This window comes from Patulibacter brassicae (assembly GCF_033949425.1).
Taxonomy (GTDB): domain Bacteria; phylum Actinomycetota; class Thermoleophilia; order Solirubrobacterales; family Solirubrobacteraceae; genus Patulibacter; species Patulibacter brassicae.
In genome coordinates, this window is sequence record NZ_JAXAVX010000004.1 from 237479 (window position 1) to 250640 (window position 13162).

17 protein-coding genes are annotated in these 13162 nt (G+C 76.4%); 8 read left to right on the forward strand and 9 right to left on the reverse strand.

Annotated features, from left to right (window positions below; translation table 11 throughout):
* The first annotated feature begins 91 nt into the window (after positions 1-91).
* From SK069_RS10600 to SK069_RS10610, 3 genes are read left to right on the forward strand one after another with little or no spacing between them, the layout of a single operon-like run.
* The gene (locus SK069_RS10600; protein ID WP_319954197.1) at positions 92-883 is read left to right on the forward strand and encodes an adenylate/guanylate cyclase domain-containing protein; all 792 of its coding nucleotides are present in this window, start codon (positions 92-94) and stop codon (positions 881-883) included.
* A gap of 20 nt (positions 884-903) precedes the next feature.
* Entirely contained in the window at positions 904-2274 is a 1371-nt protein-coding gene (locus tag SK069_RS10605) for a cytochrome P450 (protein WP_319954198.1), read from the forward strand.
* Positions 2271-2927, forward strand: coding sequence for a TetR/AcrR family transcriptional regulator (locus SK069_RS10610; RefSeq protein ID WP_319954199.1), 657 nt, complete (start codon positions 2271-2273; stop codon positions 2925-2927). The genes SK069_RS10605 and SK069_RS10610 overlap by 4 nt, the downstream gene beginning before the upstream one ends.
* A 93-nt stretch (positions 2928-3020) precedes the next feature.
* Here the strand turns inward: SK069_RS10610 and SK069_RS10615 are convergent, their stop codons facing one another.
* On the reverse strand, positions 3021-3551 hold the full coding sequence (locus tag SK069_RS10615; protein WP_319954200.1) for an HD domain-containing protein: 531 nt from the start codon (positions 3549-3551) through the stop codon (positions 3021-3023).
* 74 nt (positions 3552-3625) lie between these two features.
* On the opposite strand from SK069_RS10615, the gene SK069_RS10620 reads away from it, so the two are divergent.
* On the forward strand, positions 3626-4354 hold the full coding sequence (locus SK069_RS10620; RefSeq protein ID WP_319954201.1) for a GntR family transcriptional regulator: 729 nt from the start codon (positions 3626-3628) through the stop codon (positions 4352-4354).
* 132 nt (positions 4355-4486) lie between these two features.
* Positions 4487-5269, forward strand: coding sequence for an enoyl-CoA hydratase/isomerase family protein (locus SK069_RS10625; RefSeq protein WP_319954202.1), 783 nt, complete (start codon positions 4487-4489; stop codon positions 5267-5269).
* Positions 5270-5363: 94 nt separating this feature from the next.
* Here the strand turns inward: SK069_RS10625 and SK069_RS10630 are convergent, their stop codons facing one another.
* From SK069_RS10630 to SK069_RS10645, 4 genes are all read right to left on the reverse strand, one after another.
* Positions 5364-5780, reverse strand: a complete 417-nt coding sequence (locus SK069_RS10630) for a hypothetical protein (protein WP_319954203.1) — start codon at positions 5778-5780, stop codon at positions 5364-5366.
* A 152-nt stretch (positions 5781-5932) separates the two neighbouring features.
* Positions 5933-6778 carry a DUF2804 family protein gene (locus SK069_RS10635; RefSeq protein ID WP_319954204.1) on the reverse strand — a complete coding sequence of 282 codons (846 nt, stop codon included), beginning with the start codon at positions 6776-6778 and terminating at the stop codon, positions 5933-5935.
* 90 nt (positions 6779-6868) lie between these two features.
* On the reverse strand, positions 6869-7234 hold the full coding sequence (locus SK069_RS10640) for a hypothetical protein (RefSeq protein WP_319954205.1): 366 nt from the start codon (positions 7232-7234) through the stop codon (positions 6869-6871).
* A gap of 194 nt (positions 7235-7428) precedes the next feature.
* A complete protein-coding gene (locus tag SK069_RS10645; RefSeq protein ID WP_319954206.1) occupies positions 7429-7890 on the reverse strand; it encodes a response regulator in 462 nt (153 codons plus the stop codon).
* Between the two features lie 166 nt (positions 7891-8056).
* Between SK069_RS10645 and SK069_RS10650 the strand changes: the two genes are divergently transcribed.
* Positions 8057-8728 (forward strand): response regulator transcription factor, encoded by a 672-nt coding sequence (locus SK069_RS10650; protein WP_319954207.1) that lies wholly within the window; start codon positions 8057-8059, stop codon positions 8726-8728.
* A gap of 84 nt (positions 8729-8812) precedes the next feature.
* Here the strand turns inward: SK069_RS10650 and SK069_RS10655 are convergent, their stop codons facing one another.
* Positions 8813-9916, reverse strand: a complete 1104-nt coding sequence (locus SK069_RS10655; protein ID WP_319954208.1) for a CAP domain-containing protein — start codon at positions 9914-9916, stop codon at positions 8813-8815.
* A gap of 199 nt (positions 9917-10115) precedes the next feature.
* The gene (locus SK069_RS10660; protein WP_319954209.1) at positions 10116-10784 is read right to left on the reverse strand and encodes a tetratricopeptide repeat protein; all 669 of its coding nucleotides are present in this window, start codon (positions 10782-10784) and stop codon (positions 10116-10118) included.
* A 174-nt stretch (positions 10785-10958) separates the two neighbouring features.
* Here SK069_RS10660 and SK069_RS10665 point away from each other — a divergent pair, with 174 nt between their 5' ends.
* Positions 10959-11387 carry a GatB/YqeY domain-containing protein gene (locus SK069_RS10665; protein WP_319954210.1) on the forward strand — a complete coding sequence of 143 codons (429 nt, stop codon included), beginning with the start codon at positions 10959-10961 and terminating at the stop codon, positions 11385-11387.
* A 166-nt stretch (positions 11388-11553) separates the two neighbouring features.
* On the opposite strand, the gene SK069_RS10670 is transcribed toward SK069_RS10665, so the two are convergent.
* Positions 11554-11979: an OsmC family protein gene (locus SK069_RS10670; protein WP_319954211.1), complete on the reverse strand. Its 426-nt coding sequence runs from the start codon at positions 11977-11979 to the stop codon at positions 11554-11556.
* A 264-nt stretch (positions 11980-12243) separates the two neighbouring features.
* On the opposite strand from SK069_RS10670, the gene SK069_RS10675 reads away from it, so the two are divergent.
* The gene (locus tag SK069_RS10675) at positions 12244-12696 is read left to right on the forward strand and encodes a hypothetical protein (protein WP_319954212.1); all 453 of its coding nucleotides are present in this window, start codon (positions 12244-12246) and stop codon (positions 12694-12696) included.
* Positions 12697-12710: 14 nt separating this feature from the next.
* Here SK069_RS10675 and SK069_RS10680 read toward each other — a convergent pair whose 3' ends face one another.
* Positions 12711-13133 carry an RNA-binding S4 domain-containing protein gene (locus SK069_RS10680; RefSeq protein ID WP_319954213.1) on the reverse strand — a complete coding sequence of 141 codons (423 nt, stop codon included), beginning with the start codon at positions 13131-13133 and terminating at the stop codon, positions 12711-12713.
* Positions 13134-13162 lie beyond the last annotated feature (29 nt).

The following is a 13162-nucleotide window of genomic DNA, read 5'->3' on the forward strand; positions in this document are numbered from 1 at the left end:
ACGCGCCACCGGGGGCACGCGGATCGACGGGAACGGCGCGACCCGCGCCCGCCACTTGCGTACCGGGCGGTATCCGGATACTGTCCGGTACGTGAACGAGGGGACGGTCCACAGCTTCCTGTTCGCCGACCTCGTCGGCTTCACGACGCTGACCGCGCTCGAGGGCGACGAGCGCGCCGCCGACGTCGCGATGCGGTTCTTCGCCGCCGTCCGCGCGCTCCCGGAGGCCGACGGCGCCGAGGAGGTCAAGACCCTCGGCGACGGCCTCATGCTGCGCACGGACGACCCCGAGCGCGCGGTCCGGCTCGGGACCGCGATCGTCGCGCGGCTCGACGAGGGCCTCGAGGGGTTCGGCTCGGTCCCCGTCCGCGTGGGCGTCCACACCGGCCCCGCGATCGCCCGCGACGGCGACTGGTTCGGGATGGCGGTGAACGTCGCGGCGCGCCTGTGCGCCGCCGCCGGCGACGGCGAGGTGCTCGTGAGCGCGACGACGCGCGAGGCCGCCGTCGCCGACGACCTCGTCTTCGGCGACGCCCGCCTGCACTGGCTGAAGAACGTCATCGAGCCCGTCGCCGCCCACGAGGTCGAGCTCGTCCCCGAGGTGGCCGTCGCCCCCGAGGCGATCGCCGCGACCGCCGCGGTGGTCGCCCCGGCGTCGACCGGGCTGGCCGGCGTGGCCGCGAGCGCCCCCGCGTGGCGCCCGGAGCCGGTGCGCGTCGCGGGCCGGCCGAGCGCCGGCCGGGTCCGGCCCGCCGCCGGCGCCACCCGCCGCACGCCGGCGCGCCGCGGTCCGGCGCTGGGCGCCCGGGCGCGCGCCCGCCTCGACCAGGAGCGCGCGTGCCTGCGCGCCGCCGTCCCGTCCCTGCTCGGCCGACTCGGCTGACCCCCAAGGAGGAACGTCCCGTGAGCACGACCACCGCCACGCCGATCGAGGGCCTGCCGCCCGGGCCGTCGCTGCCGCGCGCGCTGCAGACCGCGGGCTTCATCCTCCGCGGCCCGTCGTACCTGAAGAAGCTCCAGGCGGAGCACGGCGACGTCTTCACGATGCGCATCACCGGCGAGGGCCGCTGGGTCATCCTCGCCGACCCGGCGCACATCAAGCAGGTCTTCACCGGCTCGCCGGACGTCTTCCACGCGGGCAAGGGCAACCAGGTCCTGCTGCCGCTGCTGGGCGACCACTCCGTCCTGCTGCTCGACGGGCCGGAGCACCTGCGCCAGCGCCGCCTGCTGCTGCCGCCGTTCCACGGGCAGCGGATGACCGCCTACGGCGAGCTCATGGACGAGATCACCGCGGAGGAGGTCGCGCGGTGGCCCGTCGGCGAGGACTTCGCGTCCTGGCCGCGCATGCAGCACATCACGCTCGAGGTCATCATGCGCGCCGTCTTCGGGGTCGAGCAGGGCCCGCAGCTGGACCGCGTGCGGACCGCGCTGAACCGGCTGCTGGACGAGGTCATGCGCCCCACGACGATGGCGGTCCTCTCCGCGATCGGGCCGCACCGGTTCCGCGAGCTGGCGATCGTGAAGCGCGAGCTCGCGCGGGCCGACGCCGAGATCTACCCCGTGATCCGCGAGCGTCGCGCCGCGCCCGACCTCGAGGACCGGCAGGACATCCTCTCGCTGCTCCTGCAGGCGCGCCACGAGGACGGCCGGCCGATGAGCGACGAGGAGCTGCGCGACGAGCTCATGACGCTGCTCGTCGCCGGACACGAGACGACGGCGACGACGCTCGGCTGGGCGGTCGAGCGGCTCACGCGCCACCCCGACGCGCTCGCCCGCGCGACCGCCGAGGTCCGCGAGCAGGGCGCCGACGGCCCGTTCCTCGACGGCGTGGTGAAGGAGACGCTGCGCCTGCGCCCGGTGCTCTCGGTCGTCGTGCGCCAGCTCCAGGAGGACGCCGAGGTCGCCGGCTACCGCCTGCCGGCGGGGACGCGGGTCGTGCCGTGCATCCAGCTCGCGCACCGGCGCCCCGACGTCTACCCCGACCCGGACGCGTTCCGGCCGGAGCGCTGGCTCGACCAGCAGCCCGGCACCTACAGCTGGCTGCCGTTCGGCGGCGGCGTGCGTCGCTGCCTCGGCGCGAGCTTCGCGCTCTTCGAGGCCAAGCGGGTGCTCGCCGGGATCCTCGGGCAGGTCGACCTCGCCCCGGCGGCCCGCGACGGCGAGCAGGTCCGCCGCCGCGCGATCACGCAGACGCCGCAGCACGGCGCGCGGATCACCGTCGCCGCCCGCCACGATCGGCGGCCGGTCCAGGAGCCGGTGGCGGTGCCGGCGTGAGCGCCGGCGAGGCCGCCGGCGACGCGCCGGGCACCGGGCGCCTGACCCGCAAGCAGCAGCAGGCCCATACCCGGTCCTGCCTGCTGCACTCCGCCACGCGGGTCCTGACGCGGCGCGGGATGCACCGCGCGTCGATCGACGAGATCGCCCAGGACGCCGGGTTCACGAAGGGCGCGTTCTACGCGAACTTCAAGAGCAAGGAGGAGCTCTTCCTCGCGATGCTCGACGAGCGCTTCGCCGCGCGGCTGGCCGAGCTGGACCGCGTCATGGACACGGACGCCTCGGTCGAGGACCAGGCCCAGAACGCGGGCATGGACTTCGTCCGGGCGATCCAGGGCGAGCAGGAGTGGGGCCGGTTGTTCTTCGAGTTCGCCGTCCACGCGTCGCGCGACGAGGAGTTCCGCGCCGAGTTCACGACCCGCGTGCGCGCCCTGCGCCACCGGATCGCGACCCGGCTGGAGGAGCGGCTGGAGGGCCTGGACTGGACGCCGCCGATCTCCACCGAGGAGGCCGCGCGGCTGACGTTCGCGATGGCCAACGGCGTGGCGCTGGAGAACCTCATCGATCCGGGATCGGTCTCCCCGGAGCTCAACGGCACGATGCTCACGGCGTTCTTCGTCGGCCTGCGGGCGGCGTCGACGCCGTCGCCCTGAGGGCGACCGGACCGTCGGAGGTCCGCGGCCGGCCTCCGCCTGGAACCATCGCGATGATCGGGCGCGGCGACCCGAGCATCGCCGGATCCAGGATCAGGCGACGCCGAGGCGCAGCGCCACGTCGTGCCAGGACGGCGGGCCGTCGAGGGCCGGCAGGTCGCCGGCGGTCGCGCGCCGCCGACCGTCCGGCGTCGAGCAGTAGCGGGCGTCCGGCACGAGCCCGACGCGCCCGATCAACAGGCGGTCGGCGTCCCAGCAGACGCCGATCGTCACGTCCGCGTGGGTCGTCCCGCGCGTGTGGTCGCGCAGCGCCTCGGCGAGCCGCTCGGCGCGCTCGTCGTCGAGCGTCACGCGGCCCTCGGCGCGCAGCTCGTCGAGCAGGATCGCGGCGCGCGGCCCGTGGTCGGGGTCGTAGCCGTCGTCCTCGCGCTTGGCGTCGTGCAGCAGGGCGAAGAGGAGCAGGAGCTCGCGGTCGGCGGCCGGCCCCGTCGCGTCGGCGAGCTCGGCGGCCGTGGCGGCGACGGCCCGCCAGTGGCTCGGGCCGTGGATCGACGACCGCAGGTGCGTGGCGGCCGCCTCGACGGTGGACACGAGCCGGTCGAGGTCCTCCCACGGGCGCGTCATCGGCGGCGATCTTCCCAGGTCGCGCGCGACCGGGGGCGCGTGCCGCCGCGGGAGCCGGGCGTAGTATGCAAGCGGTGCCGTCGGACCTCAGGATCGACCGGGCGGAGCGCGCACGGGGCGGCACCCGCGGCCGCGCGTACGCCACCCTGCGCGACGCGATCACCGCGGGGCGCCTCGAGCCCGGGCGCCGGCTGTCGGAGAACGAGCTGGCGGAGTGGCTCGGCGTGAGCCGCACGCCGGTGCGCGAGGCGCTGCAGCGCCTGCGCGACGACCGCCTCGTGGAGATCGTGCCGCAGCTCGGCACGTTCGTGACGAAGATCTCGATCGTCGCCGTCGCCGACGCGCAGTTCGCGCGCGAGGCGCTGGAGTGCGCGGCGATCCGGCTCGCGGCCCAGCGGATCACCGACGCCGAGGTCGCGGACCTGCGCGCGACGATCGAGCGGCAGAAGGCGGCCGAGGCGGCGCGCGATCTCGACGGCTTCTACCGGCACGACGACGCCTTCCACGCGACGCTCTGCGCGAGCTCGGGTCACGCGATCGCGTGGCGCCTCGTCCAGCGCGCGGACGGGCACCTCAACCGCGTGCGCCGCCTGAGCCTGCCGGTCCCCTCCTACGTCGGCGAGATGATCAGCGAGCACGAGGACGTCCTGGACGCCGTCGCCGCGCACGACCCGGACCGCGCCGAGGCGGTGCTGCGCCACCACCTGCGGATGGTCCTCTCCGGCCTGCAGCCGCTGCGCGCCGAGCACCCCGGGTTCTTCGAGGACGGCGAGCCGCTCGACGTGCCGGCCTTCGACGCCTGACGCGGCGGGTGCCGCCCGGCCGCGACCCGTCGTCGCCCTAGACTCGACGGCCGGGGCCGCGGCGCGACGGCCGGCCCCGGTCCGGCCCGCCGCCCGCGGGCACCGAGTCCGCCGTCGCAGGGGAGAGCCCGCATGTCCGAGCAGCCGATGCGCCTGGAGCGCGAGGGCGACGTCGCCGTCGTCACGATCGACAGCCCACCGCTGAACCTCTTCGACCAGGCGATGCTCGACGCGCTGCGCGGCGTCGTCGACGCCCTCGTGGCCGAGCCGCCGCGGGCGGTGCTCGTGCGGGCCGAGGGACGCGTCGTCTCCGGCGGGGTCGACGTCGAGGTCTTCCACGGCCGCTCCGCCGAGCAGGGCGCCGCGCTCTGGCGGGAGCTGCTGGACATCATCCACCGCTTCGAGCGCCTGTCCTGCCCGACGGTCTTCGCCGCGCACGCGCTGACGCTCACCGCCGCGTTCGAGTGGGCGCTCGGCTGCGACCTCATCGTCGCCGGCCGGGGCGCGCGGTTCGGTCTCGTCGAGACGGTCGTCGGCCTGACGCCGTCGATGGGCGGCCCGCAGCGGCTCGCCGAGCGCGCCGGGTCCGGCCGGGCCCGCGAGCTCGTGATGACGGCCGAGCTCTTCGACGCCGAGACGCTCGAGCGCTGGAACGTCGTCAACCGGGTCTGGGAGGACGACGAGGTCGATGCGAAGGCCCGCGCGCTCGCGGCGTCGCTGGCCGCCGGTCCGACGCGCGCCCACGACGCGACGAAGCAGATCGTCCGCGCGTGGTGCGACGGCGGCGTGGGCCTGGCCGACGAGATCGTCCCGGAGGTCTCGGGCGCGCTGTTCGAGACCGAGGACCTGCGGGCCGCGGTCGCGGGCTTCCTGGAGCGCGGGCCGAAGCACGGGACCGTCTACCAGGGCCGCTGAACGCCGCTCGCGGTCGGCGAGCGGATGCGCCCGGCCAGGGCGACGGGCTCGCCCGGCCGGACGGTCGCCTCCCACCCGGACGGCCGCGTCCCGCTCAGAAGCGCTTCGTGGCGTTGGCCGCGGCGCGGAAGCCGTGGCCGTCGCGGTTCACGCAGGTCAGGCCGGACGTCCGCATCGTGCAGCGGATCTTCCCGCCCTTGCCGGTGTACCAGCGGTCGCCGTAGGCGAGCTTGCGCTGCGTGCCCGGGTAGCCCGGGAAGTCGCTGCGGGCGCCGATCTTCGCGTGCCCGCGGGCGCTCAGGTGGATGATCGGATCGCCGAAGTCGGTGACCCGCGGCAGGCCGGGGACCGAGCACTCGACGGCGGGGCCGCCGTACTTCATCTGGTAGCAGGCGATCTTCCCGCTCGGCGAGACGACGTTGTGGTACCGGACGGTCTTCGCGTCGGCGGCCGGCACGGCGACCGCGAGGGCGGCGACCAGGCCGCCGGTGAGCACGGAGGATGGGCGCATGCGCCGTACGCTATCCCGCCGGCGGGCGGCGTCGGCGCGCGTGCGACCACCCCGGGACGGCCTGGTCCCGCGCGCCATCCCGGCGGCCGCCCGAGCGGATCCGGACGCCGGCGGACCGGGGGCCGGGGACCAGCGGTCGCGTGCGCGCCCCGTCACCACACCGCGGCGTGGCGCTCCATCACGCCGAAGCCCTCCGCGAGCTCGACGCCGTCCGCCAAGCGACCGTGGAAGGTCCCGAAGGGCTGCTCGTAGTCCGACCGCACGACGAGCAGGTTCTCCCGGCGACGGCGGACCGCCTCCTCGTCGAAGCGCAGGTCCAGATCCCCGGCCGAGACGGACGAGAGGTCGTCCGCGAAGCGCGCCGGCGGCAGGTGCCGGCCCTCGCCGGCCACCCAGAGGGTGCGCTCGCTCGCGTCCGGGTCGTCGTGGATGCCGTCGACGAGGTTCCACGCGACCGGGCGCCCGGCCGCGTCGTGGCCGACGCCGGCCGACCAGCGCCAGCTCGTGCGCCGCGGCGGGTAGCCCGCCGAGTCGTCGACGATCGCGAGCCCGTCGATCGCTCGCTCGTCGTCCCCGATCCGCCAGCGGCCGCGGACGGGCAGCGCGCCGCGCTTGACCGTCCACGCGTGGCCGCGGCCGTACGGGGTGACCGTCTCGACGGGGGTGCCACCCTCCTCGTCGAAGGCGAGCTCGATCGTCGTCGTGCCGTCGCGCACTCGAGCCTGCCCGGGAGCGAGGGCGACGACCCCGGGCCGCAGGACCGTCCGCTCGTGGAGCGTGCCGGCCCGTCGGTCCCAGATCGCCCAGAACGCCTGCAGCGCCGGCCCGATCCGCACGAGCCCGACGCAGAGCATCGCGTCGGCCCCGTACACGCCGACGTAGCGCCACCGCTTGCGCAGGCGCCCGGCGCGCAGCAGCGGCAGGCGGTCGGGAGGCAGCGGGACGCCGGACGGGCGCCCCGGGGCGCCGAGCGGTCCGCGGTACGGCGCGGCGAGCATCGCCCCCAGTCTCCCCGATTCGATCACGGCTCGGACCGGCGCGCGCATCGATCGTGGTGACGGCCGACGCGCAGGCCGGGGCCCGCCTCCTCAGTCCTCCTCGGCCTGGAGCGCCAGGACGCCGAGGACGACGGCGCCGGCCGCGGTCAGGCCGGCGAGGACGCCGGTCCTCGCCGGGATGCGCCCCTCCCGGATGCCGAGCACGGCGGCGCCGACGTCGGCCGCGTCGGCGACGATGCCGAGCTTCCACCACAGGTCGCGGGTCGGACCCGCCGGGGTGCCGAGCGTGCCGGCGGCGAGGACGACGTCCCGGATCCCGAAGAGGCGGGAGAGGTACGTCGCCTGCGGGTTGGCGTCGGTGTCGAGGCCGAAGGCGCGGCCCGCGAGGGTCGGGGAGGCCCAGGCGCCGGCGCCGACGGCGACGCGGAGTCCGGAGAGGAGCAGGGACGGAGTCATGGCCGCGACGCTACTGGCGGCCGGGGATCCCGCCGACCGGTGGTCCGGGCCGTGCACGCGCGCGGCCTCCGCCGAGACGGCGAGCGCCCCGCCGGTCCGACGGGGCGCGCGACGGCCGACCGCGCCCCCCGGAGCGGCCGGCCGGAGCGGATCGGGAAGCTGCCCGATCCGCTCCCGTGGTGGGAGCAGGTGGGTCAGGCCGCGACGGCCAAGGCCTCGTCCGGGGCGTCGGCGGTGCGGCCGCGGGTGGCCGGCAGCAGCACGACGCTGCCCGCGACGACCTGGCGGATGGCGTCGGCGATGACCGCGGGCTCGCTGTCGCGGGCGACGAGCCCGTTGGCGCCGGCCTCGAGGACGTCGATGACGCGGCGGCCCGCGTCGCCGCCGGCGACGACGATCGCGCGGGCGTCGGGCAGGCTCGAGCGGAGGCTGCGCACGACGCGCAGGCCGTCGATGCCGGGCAGGTCGAGGCCGGTGATGACGAGGTCCGCACGACGGGCGTGGGCGTGGAGCAGCCCGATCTCGCCGACGTCCGACTGGCCGACGACGGCGCAGCCGGCGGCGCGCGCGGCGGCCACGAGGAGCCCGCGGACGTGGTCGTCGCTCTCGATGACGAAGGCGGTGGGGCGTGCGTCGTGGGCGGTCACGTGGTCCATGGCCCGGCCATCGTGGGCGACCGGACGGCCGTCCGTGGGACAGATACGTGTCCCACGGCCGTCTGACTGGACGAACGGTCGATGCGCAGGCGTGCCGAAGGCCGCCGCGGGCGGCAGCGGGGACGTCGCCGGCAGCGGCGCCGCGGCGCGGGCTAGGGTTCCCGCCGTGACCGTCCGTCCGGAAGGGACTCCGCGCGCGCTGGTCGTCGACGACGACGAGCTCCTGCGCCGCGCGGTCGCCGACGCGCTGCGGCGCGGCGGGATCCAGGTCGTGGGCACGGCCTCCGACGGGCGCGAGGGCATCGAGCTCGCCGTGCACTACCGCCCGGACGTCCTCGTCGTGGACCTCATGATGCCCGGCATCGACGGGGTCGGCGTGACCGAGGCGGTCGCGGCGCGGGCGCCGGAGGTCCGGATCCTGCTGCTCACCGGGGCGGCGCCGAACGACGCGGTGAAGCGCGCGCTGTGGCTCGGCGCCAGCGGGTTCCTGAACAAGACGTCGCTCCCCCGGTTGGCGGAGGTCGTCCACCAGCTGGCCCAGGGGATGTCGATCGTCGAGCCGACGATGATCGAGCAGCTGCTGGCGGAGTTCCGCCGGATGCCGGATGACGGCTCGGGCGTCCGGCCGGTCGACTCGGCGCTCACCTCGCGCGAGTGGCAGGTGCTCGACGCGCTCGTGGCGGGGCGCGACACGACCGCGATCGCGGACGGCCTCGACATCTCGGTCGGGACCGTCCGCAACCACCTCAAGCGGGCCTATCGCAAGCTCGGCGTGCATTCCCGCGAGGAGGCCATCGCGGAGGTGCGACGGATGCGGGGCTTCGAGCGGACCCCCTGAGCCGCGACGGTCGCGGCGACGGGACGGGGGCGTGGCCCCGGGGGCGCGCCGGGCGGTGGGGGTGCGATGCGGGGAGCACGGCGATCACCGGAACCGGATCGCTCGCCGGGCGCTGCCGCTGCCGACCACGACGGTCCCGCCGCGCGCGACGGGCAGGCGGAGGCGGCGCGTCCCTGCCGTCGCCGGCACGCGCAGGCGGCGACGCAGCGGCCCCTGGCGGATGACGACGGGCAGCCGCGCGCCTCCCCGCCGGACGTTGCGCAACTGCAAGGTCAGCTGGCGGCCTCGGCGGGTCGCGCGCACGGAGAGGCGCGACGGACGGCCGGTGGTCGCGGCGTCCGTGGCGGGCGTGTCCGCCTCCGCGTCGGCGTCGGGCGTGGAGGCCACCGTCGGGACGGCCGTCACGGGTCGCGCCAGGGCGTCGGCGGCGACGATCTCGTCCGCCGGCGCCGGGGCGTCGGCGGGCGCCGGCACCGCGGGGGCGCGCGGGCAGGACGGCGCGGCGACGGCCTTCGGCGCCGCGGCGACCAGCGGACGGCCGAGCTCCTGGACCCAGGTCGGGGCCGGATACCCGCCCAGCGGGGCGTTCGAGACCCCGAGGCCGACGTCGGTCACCTCCGGCCAGAGGAGGTTGCGGCAGTGCCCGGCGCTCGCGAGCCAGTCCCGGATCGCCCACCGCGGCGTCTGCTGGGCGACGGCCAGGTTCTCGGCCAGCGCGCCCCAGGCGTAGCCGGCGGCGAGCGCGCGGGCGGCGGGCTCGACGCCGAACGGCGCCGGCAGCGGCGCGTCGTGCGCGAAGAACCCGCGGTTCGTCATGTCGGCGGCGTGGCGCTGGGCGGCGAGGGCCAGGCGCGCGTCGGTGCGCAGCGCCGGCAGGCCCACCGCGGTGCGCTCGTGGTTCGTCAGGCAGAGGAGCGCGCGCAGCGCCGCGTCGGCGCCGATCTGCGTCACGGTCTGGTCGGCTCCCGGGCAGGCCGTCGCGGCCCCGGCGGTCGCGGGCGGGCCGAGCAGGAGCGCCGCGAGCACGGGGGCGAGCAGGACCGCCGCCCAGGGACGAGCGCGTCGACGGCCGTGGGTCGGCCGGCCGTCGCGGCGGGCGACGCCGGCGGGTCGCTCGCGGGTGGGGTCGTTGGTGGGCAGGGGGGTGCGGGGGGAGCTGCGCCGCACCGGGGGGCGGGGGGAGCGCATGCCCCGGAGAGCGGCCGGATCGCGCGCGAGGCGCCGCGTCCAGGCGCAGGTTCCAACGTCCGTTGAGCGACGGATCGGCCTTCCGTCGACCGAGGACCGTCATCGACGCCCGGGAGTGTCCGACGGCACGCGGGACCCCGCGGCCGACGAGGGGCGGACCACCGATGCGCAGCGACCGGGCGGCGCGTCGGCCGGGCGCTCAGCGGCGGTCGAGCGCGGCGAGGCGGTCGGCGGCGTCGGTCTCGTCGCCGCCGTCCTCCTCGAGCTCGATCGCGCGACGGTAGGCGCCGCGCGCCTCGCTGAGCTCGCCGATCGCCTCGGCGGCCCGTCCGTACCAGCACCAGTTCCAGGCGCCCATCGGGGCGATCTCGGTGTAGTGGCGCAGGTGGCGGTAGGCCTCGGCGTGCCGGCCGAGCTCGAAGAGGGTGTAGCCGAGCGCGAAGTGCGCCATCGAGTCGCCGCACTCCAGGCAGTGGCGCCAGCGCTCGACGGCTTCCTCGCCCTCGACCTCGGTCGCCATGCCGAAGATCGAGCGGTTCAGCGAGTCGTGCCCGTCGAAGTGCTTGCGGGCGGCGAGGACGATCTCGCCCGCGGTCGCGTCGATCAGGCCGAGCACCGGCACGTCGAACCGCGGCGCGCCCCAGATCGGGGAGACCTCGTCGGCGTCCTCGTCGAACGACGGGAAGTCGTTGATGACGAAGCCGACCATCCGCCCGTCCGGCTCCTCGCGCAGGAACGCGAACTGCTCGGACAGCGGCTCCCAGCAGTCGTCCGGCTGGTCCTCGGTCACGCGACCGAACTCGACGGCGCGGAGCCAGTCGAAGTCGACGTCGTGGCTGAGGTACAAGCGGGGGCGCGGCGGGGTCACTCCCCCAAGGTTCCCGCATCGGGAGGTCGCCGCGTTGCACGCGGGCGCCGCGGTGCCCGAGCCGGCGGATCGGCGCGTCGGCGACGGGCGCCGACGCGCCGCCGAAGGCACGAACCGCCCGGGCGGCACGGACCACGCACCGGGCCCCGGGGGCCGCTGGCGTAGGCTCGACGCATGATCAGCGAGCAGGTGAAGCAGGACCTGACGGCCGCGATGAAGGCCGGCGAGAAGGAGCGCGTGACCGCGCTGCGCCTGCTGCTCTCCGAGCTCCAGAAGGACGCGAAGGAGGGCAAGGGCGACGAGGTCGCGGTGCTGCGCCGCGAGCGCAAGCGGCGCCTGGAGTCGGCGCAGACCTACGCGGACGCCGGCCGCCCGGAGCTCGAGGCGCCGGAGCGCGCCGAGGCGGAGCTCATCGCCGGCTACCTCCCGGCGGAGCTCGACGACGACGCGCTGCGGGGGCACGTCACCGCGGCGATCGCCGAGACGGGCGCCTCCTCGCCGAAGGACATGGGCGCGGTGATGAAGGTCGTCATGGCCGCCGTCGGCGATCAGGCCGACGGCAAGCGCGTCTCCGCGCTCGTGCGCGAGGCGCTCGCCGGCTGACCGGGCCCCCGCCGGACCGTCGCGGAGCACGACCGGCCGCGTTCCGGCTCGTCGCGTCGGCCACCGCGACGGTGGCGAGGACGACCACGTGCCGGAGCACGCGATCGCGACGGCGACCGGGACCGGGCCGGACGTCCCGGGTCGGACGCCCGGCCCCCGGCGTGGCTCAGGAGGCGAGCGTCGCCTCGAGCGTGATCTCGCCGACGCCGGCCAGCGCCTTGGAGACCGGGCAGCCGGCCTTCGCAGCGGCGGCGATCTCCTGGAACTGCGCGTCCTCGATGCCCGGGACCTTGCCGGTCGTCGTGAGCGCGATCTTCGTGATCGTGGGGCCGTCGTCGAGCAGCCGCAGCGTCACGACGGCGTCGGTGACGACGGAGTCCGGCACGTGCCCGGCCTCGGAGAGCGCGTTGGAGAACGCCATCGAGAAGCACGCGGCGTGCGCGGCGCCGATGAGCTGCTCGGGATTCGCTCCCGGACCCTCCTCGAACCGCGACTTGAACGAGAACGCGCCGTCGATCGAGTCGCCGGCCGTGAACGTCCCGGATCCGGACTTCAGGTCGCCGTTCCACTCGGCGTGTCCCTTCGCGGGCATGGCCTTCCTCCTTGTCGTGTGAGAGCACCGGGGCGGGGTCGCGCCCGTCGCCGCGACACTAGTCGGTCGTCGGAGCCGTCCCGACGGCATCGCCGATCCGGTCCGCACCCGTCCGCCGGGACGCGACGTCCCGGCGGGGTCCCGGCGCTGCCGGCCCCCACGCCCCCGGGGACGACGCGGCGGTCCTGGCGCGTCGCCGCGCGGGCCGTGAACCGTCCGTGAGAGGTCGGTGTCCAGCCGGGACGCCGTGGGTACGGTCGGAGCATGCGTCCTCCCGCCTTCCCGCGTCTCGCGGTCGCGTGCGTCGCGGCCGGCCTCCTCGTTCCGGCCGGCGCCGGCGCCGCCGACGCGCCCGTTCTCGGCTCGGCGGCGTTCGCCCCGAACGGCGGGGAGGGCTGGGGGACCGTCAAGCCGCGCGAGATCTTCAACGGCGGTGCCCCGTCGGGCTCCGTCCGGCAGATCCGGTGGACCGGCTGGGGCGGGAGCCTCGCGCGGGGCACCGGCAAGATGCCGATCTACCGGCCGGCCGGCGGCTACTACCGCACGCTCGGCCGGGTGCAGCTCAAGGCCTACCGCCTCGGGCGCTGCCCCGGGTCGACCCGGCTGGCGTACCGGAGCCTGAAGTTCCGGGCGGTGCAGAAGCCGGGCGGCCGCTACGGCCGCTGGTACCGGTGGAGCGGCGCGAGCTCGCTCTGCTCCTCGCCGTTCAGCGGCTGAGTCACGCGCGGCGGTCAGCCGTCCCGGGGCTCGTCGCCGAAGGACGGCGGCTCGCGTCGGGCCTGCTCGAGCCGGCGACGGTCCCGCTTCGTCGGCCGGCGGCCGAGGTCGTGCCCGATCGGGGCCGAGAGCCGCCGCTGCTCGGCGAGCCGCTCGCGCTCGGCGCGGCTCGCCTCGTGCTCGACGTAGAGGGTCCGGGCCTCGGACGCGGGTCCACGACGCTGCGCCGTCGCGCGGACCTCGACGTGGAAGCGCTGCTGCCCGACGACGATCGACAGCTGGTCGCCCGGCGCCACGAGCCGCGACGGCTTCACCGGCTGCCCGTCGCGTCGCACGTGCCCGGCGTTGATCGCGTCGACCGCGAGCGGCCGGGTCTTGAAGAACCGCGCGGCCCAGAGCCAGCGATCGATGCGCACCGGATCGGACGGGGAGGCCACGAGTCGATCCTGCCACGTCCGCGCCGGCG

What these genes read in the sequence shown, in the direction of transcription:
- SK069_RS10670 (WP_319954211.1), bottom strand. Translation starts at nt 11,979, where the DNA reads ATGCCCGCGAAGGGACACGCCGAGTGGAACGGCGACCTGAAGTCCGGA.
- SK069_RS10640 (WP_319954205.1), bottom strand. Translation starts at nt 7,234, where the DNA reads ATGACTCCGTCCCTGCTCCTCTCCGGACTCCGCGTCGCCGTCGGCGCC.
- SK069_RS10675 (WP_319954212.1), top strand. Translation starts at nt 12,244, where the DNA reads ATGCGTCCTCCCGCCTTCCCGCGTCTCGCGGTCGCGTGCGTCGCGGCC.
- SK069_RS10615 (WP_319954200.1), bottom strand. Translation starts at nt 3,551, where the DNA reads ATGACGCGCCCGTGGGAGGACCTCGACCGGCTCGTGTCCACCGTCGAG.
- SK069_RS10625 (WP_319954202.1), top strand. Translation starts at nt 4,487, where the DNA reads ATGTCCGAGCAGCCGATGCGCCTGGAGCGCGAGGGCGACGTCGCCGTC.
- SK069_RS10655 (WP_319954208.1), bottom strand. Translation starts at nt 9,916, where the DNA reads ATGCGCTCCCCCCGCCCCCCGGTGCGGCGCAGCTCCCCCCGCACCCCC.
- SK069_RS10665 (WP_319954210.1), top strand. Translation starts at nt 10,959, where the DNA reads ATGATCAGCGAGCAGGTGAAGCAGGACCTGACGGCCGCGATGAAGGCC.
- SK069_RS10635 (WP_319954204.1), bottom strand. Translation starts at nt 6,778, where the DNA reads ATGCTCGCCGCGCCGTACCGCGGACCGCTCGGCGCCCCGGGGCGCCCG.
- SK069_RS10645 (WP_319954206.1), bottom strand. Translation starts at nt 7,890, where the DNA reads ATGGACCACGTGACCGCCCACGACGCACGCCCCACCGCCTTCGTCATC.
- SK069_RS10630 (WP_319954203.1), bottom strand. Translation starts at nt 5,780, where the DNA reads ATGCGCCCATCCTCCGTGCTCACCGGCGGCCTGGTCGCCGCCCTCGCG.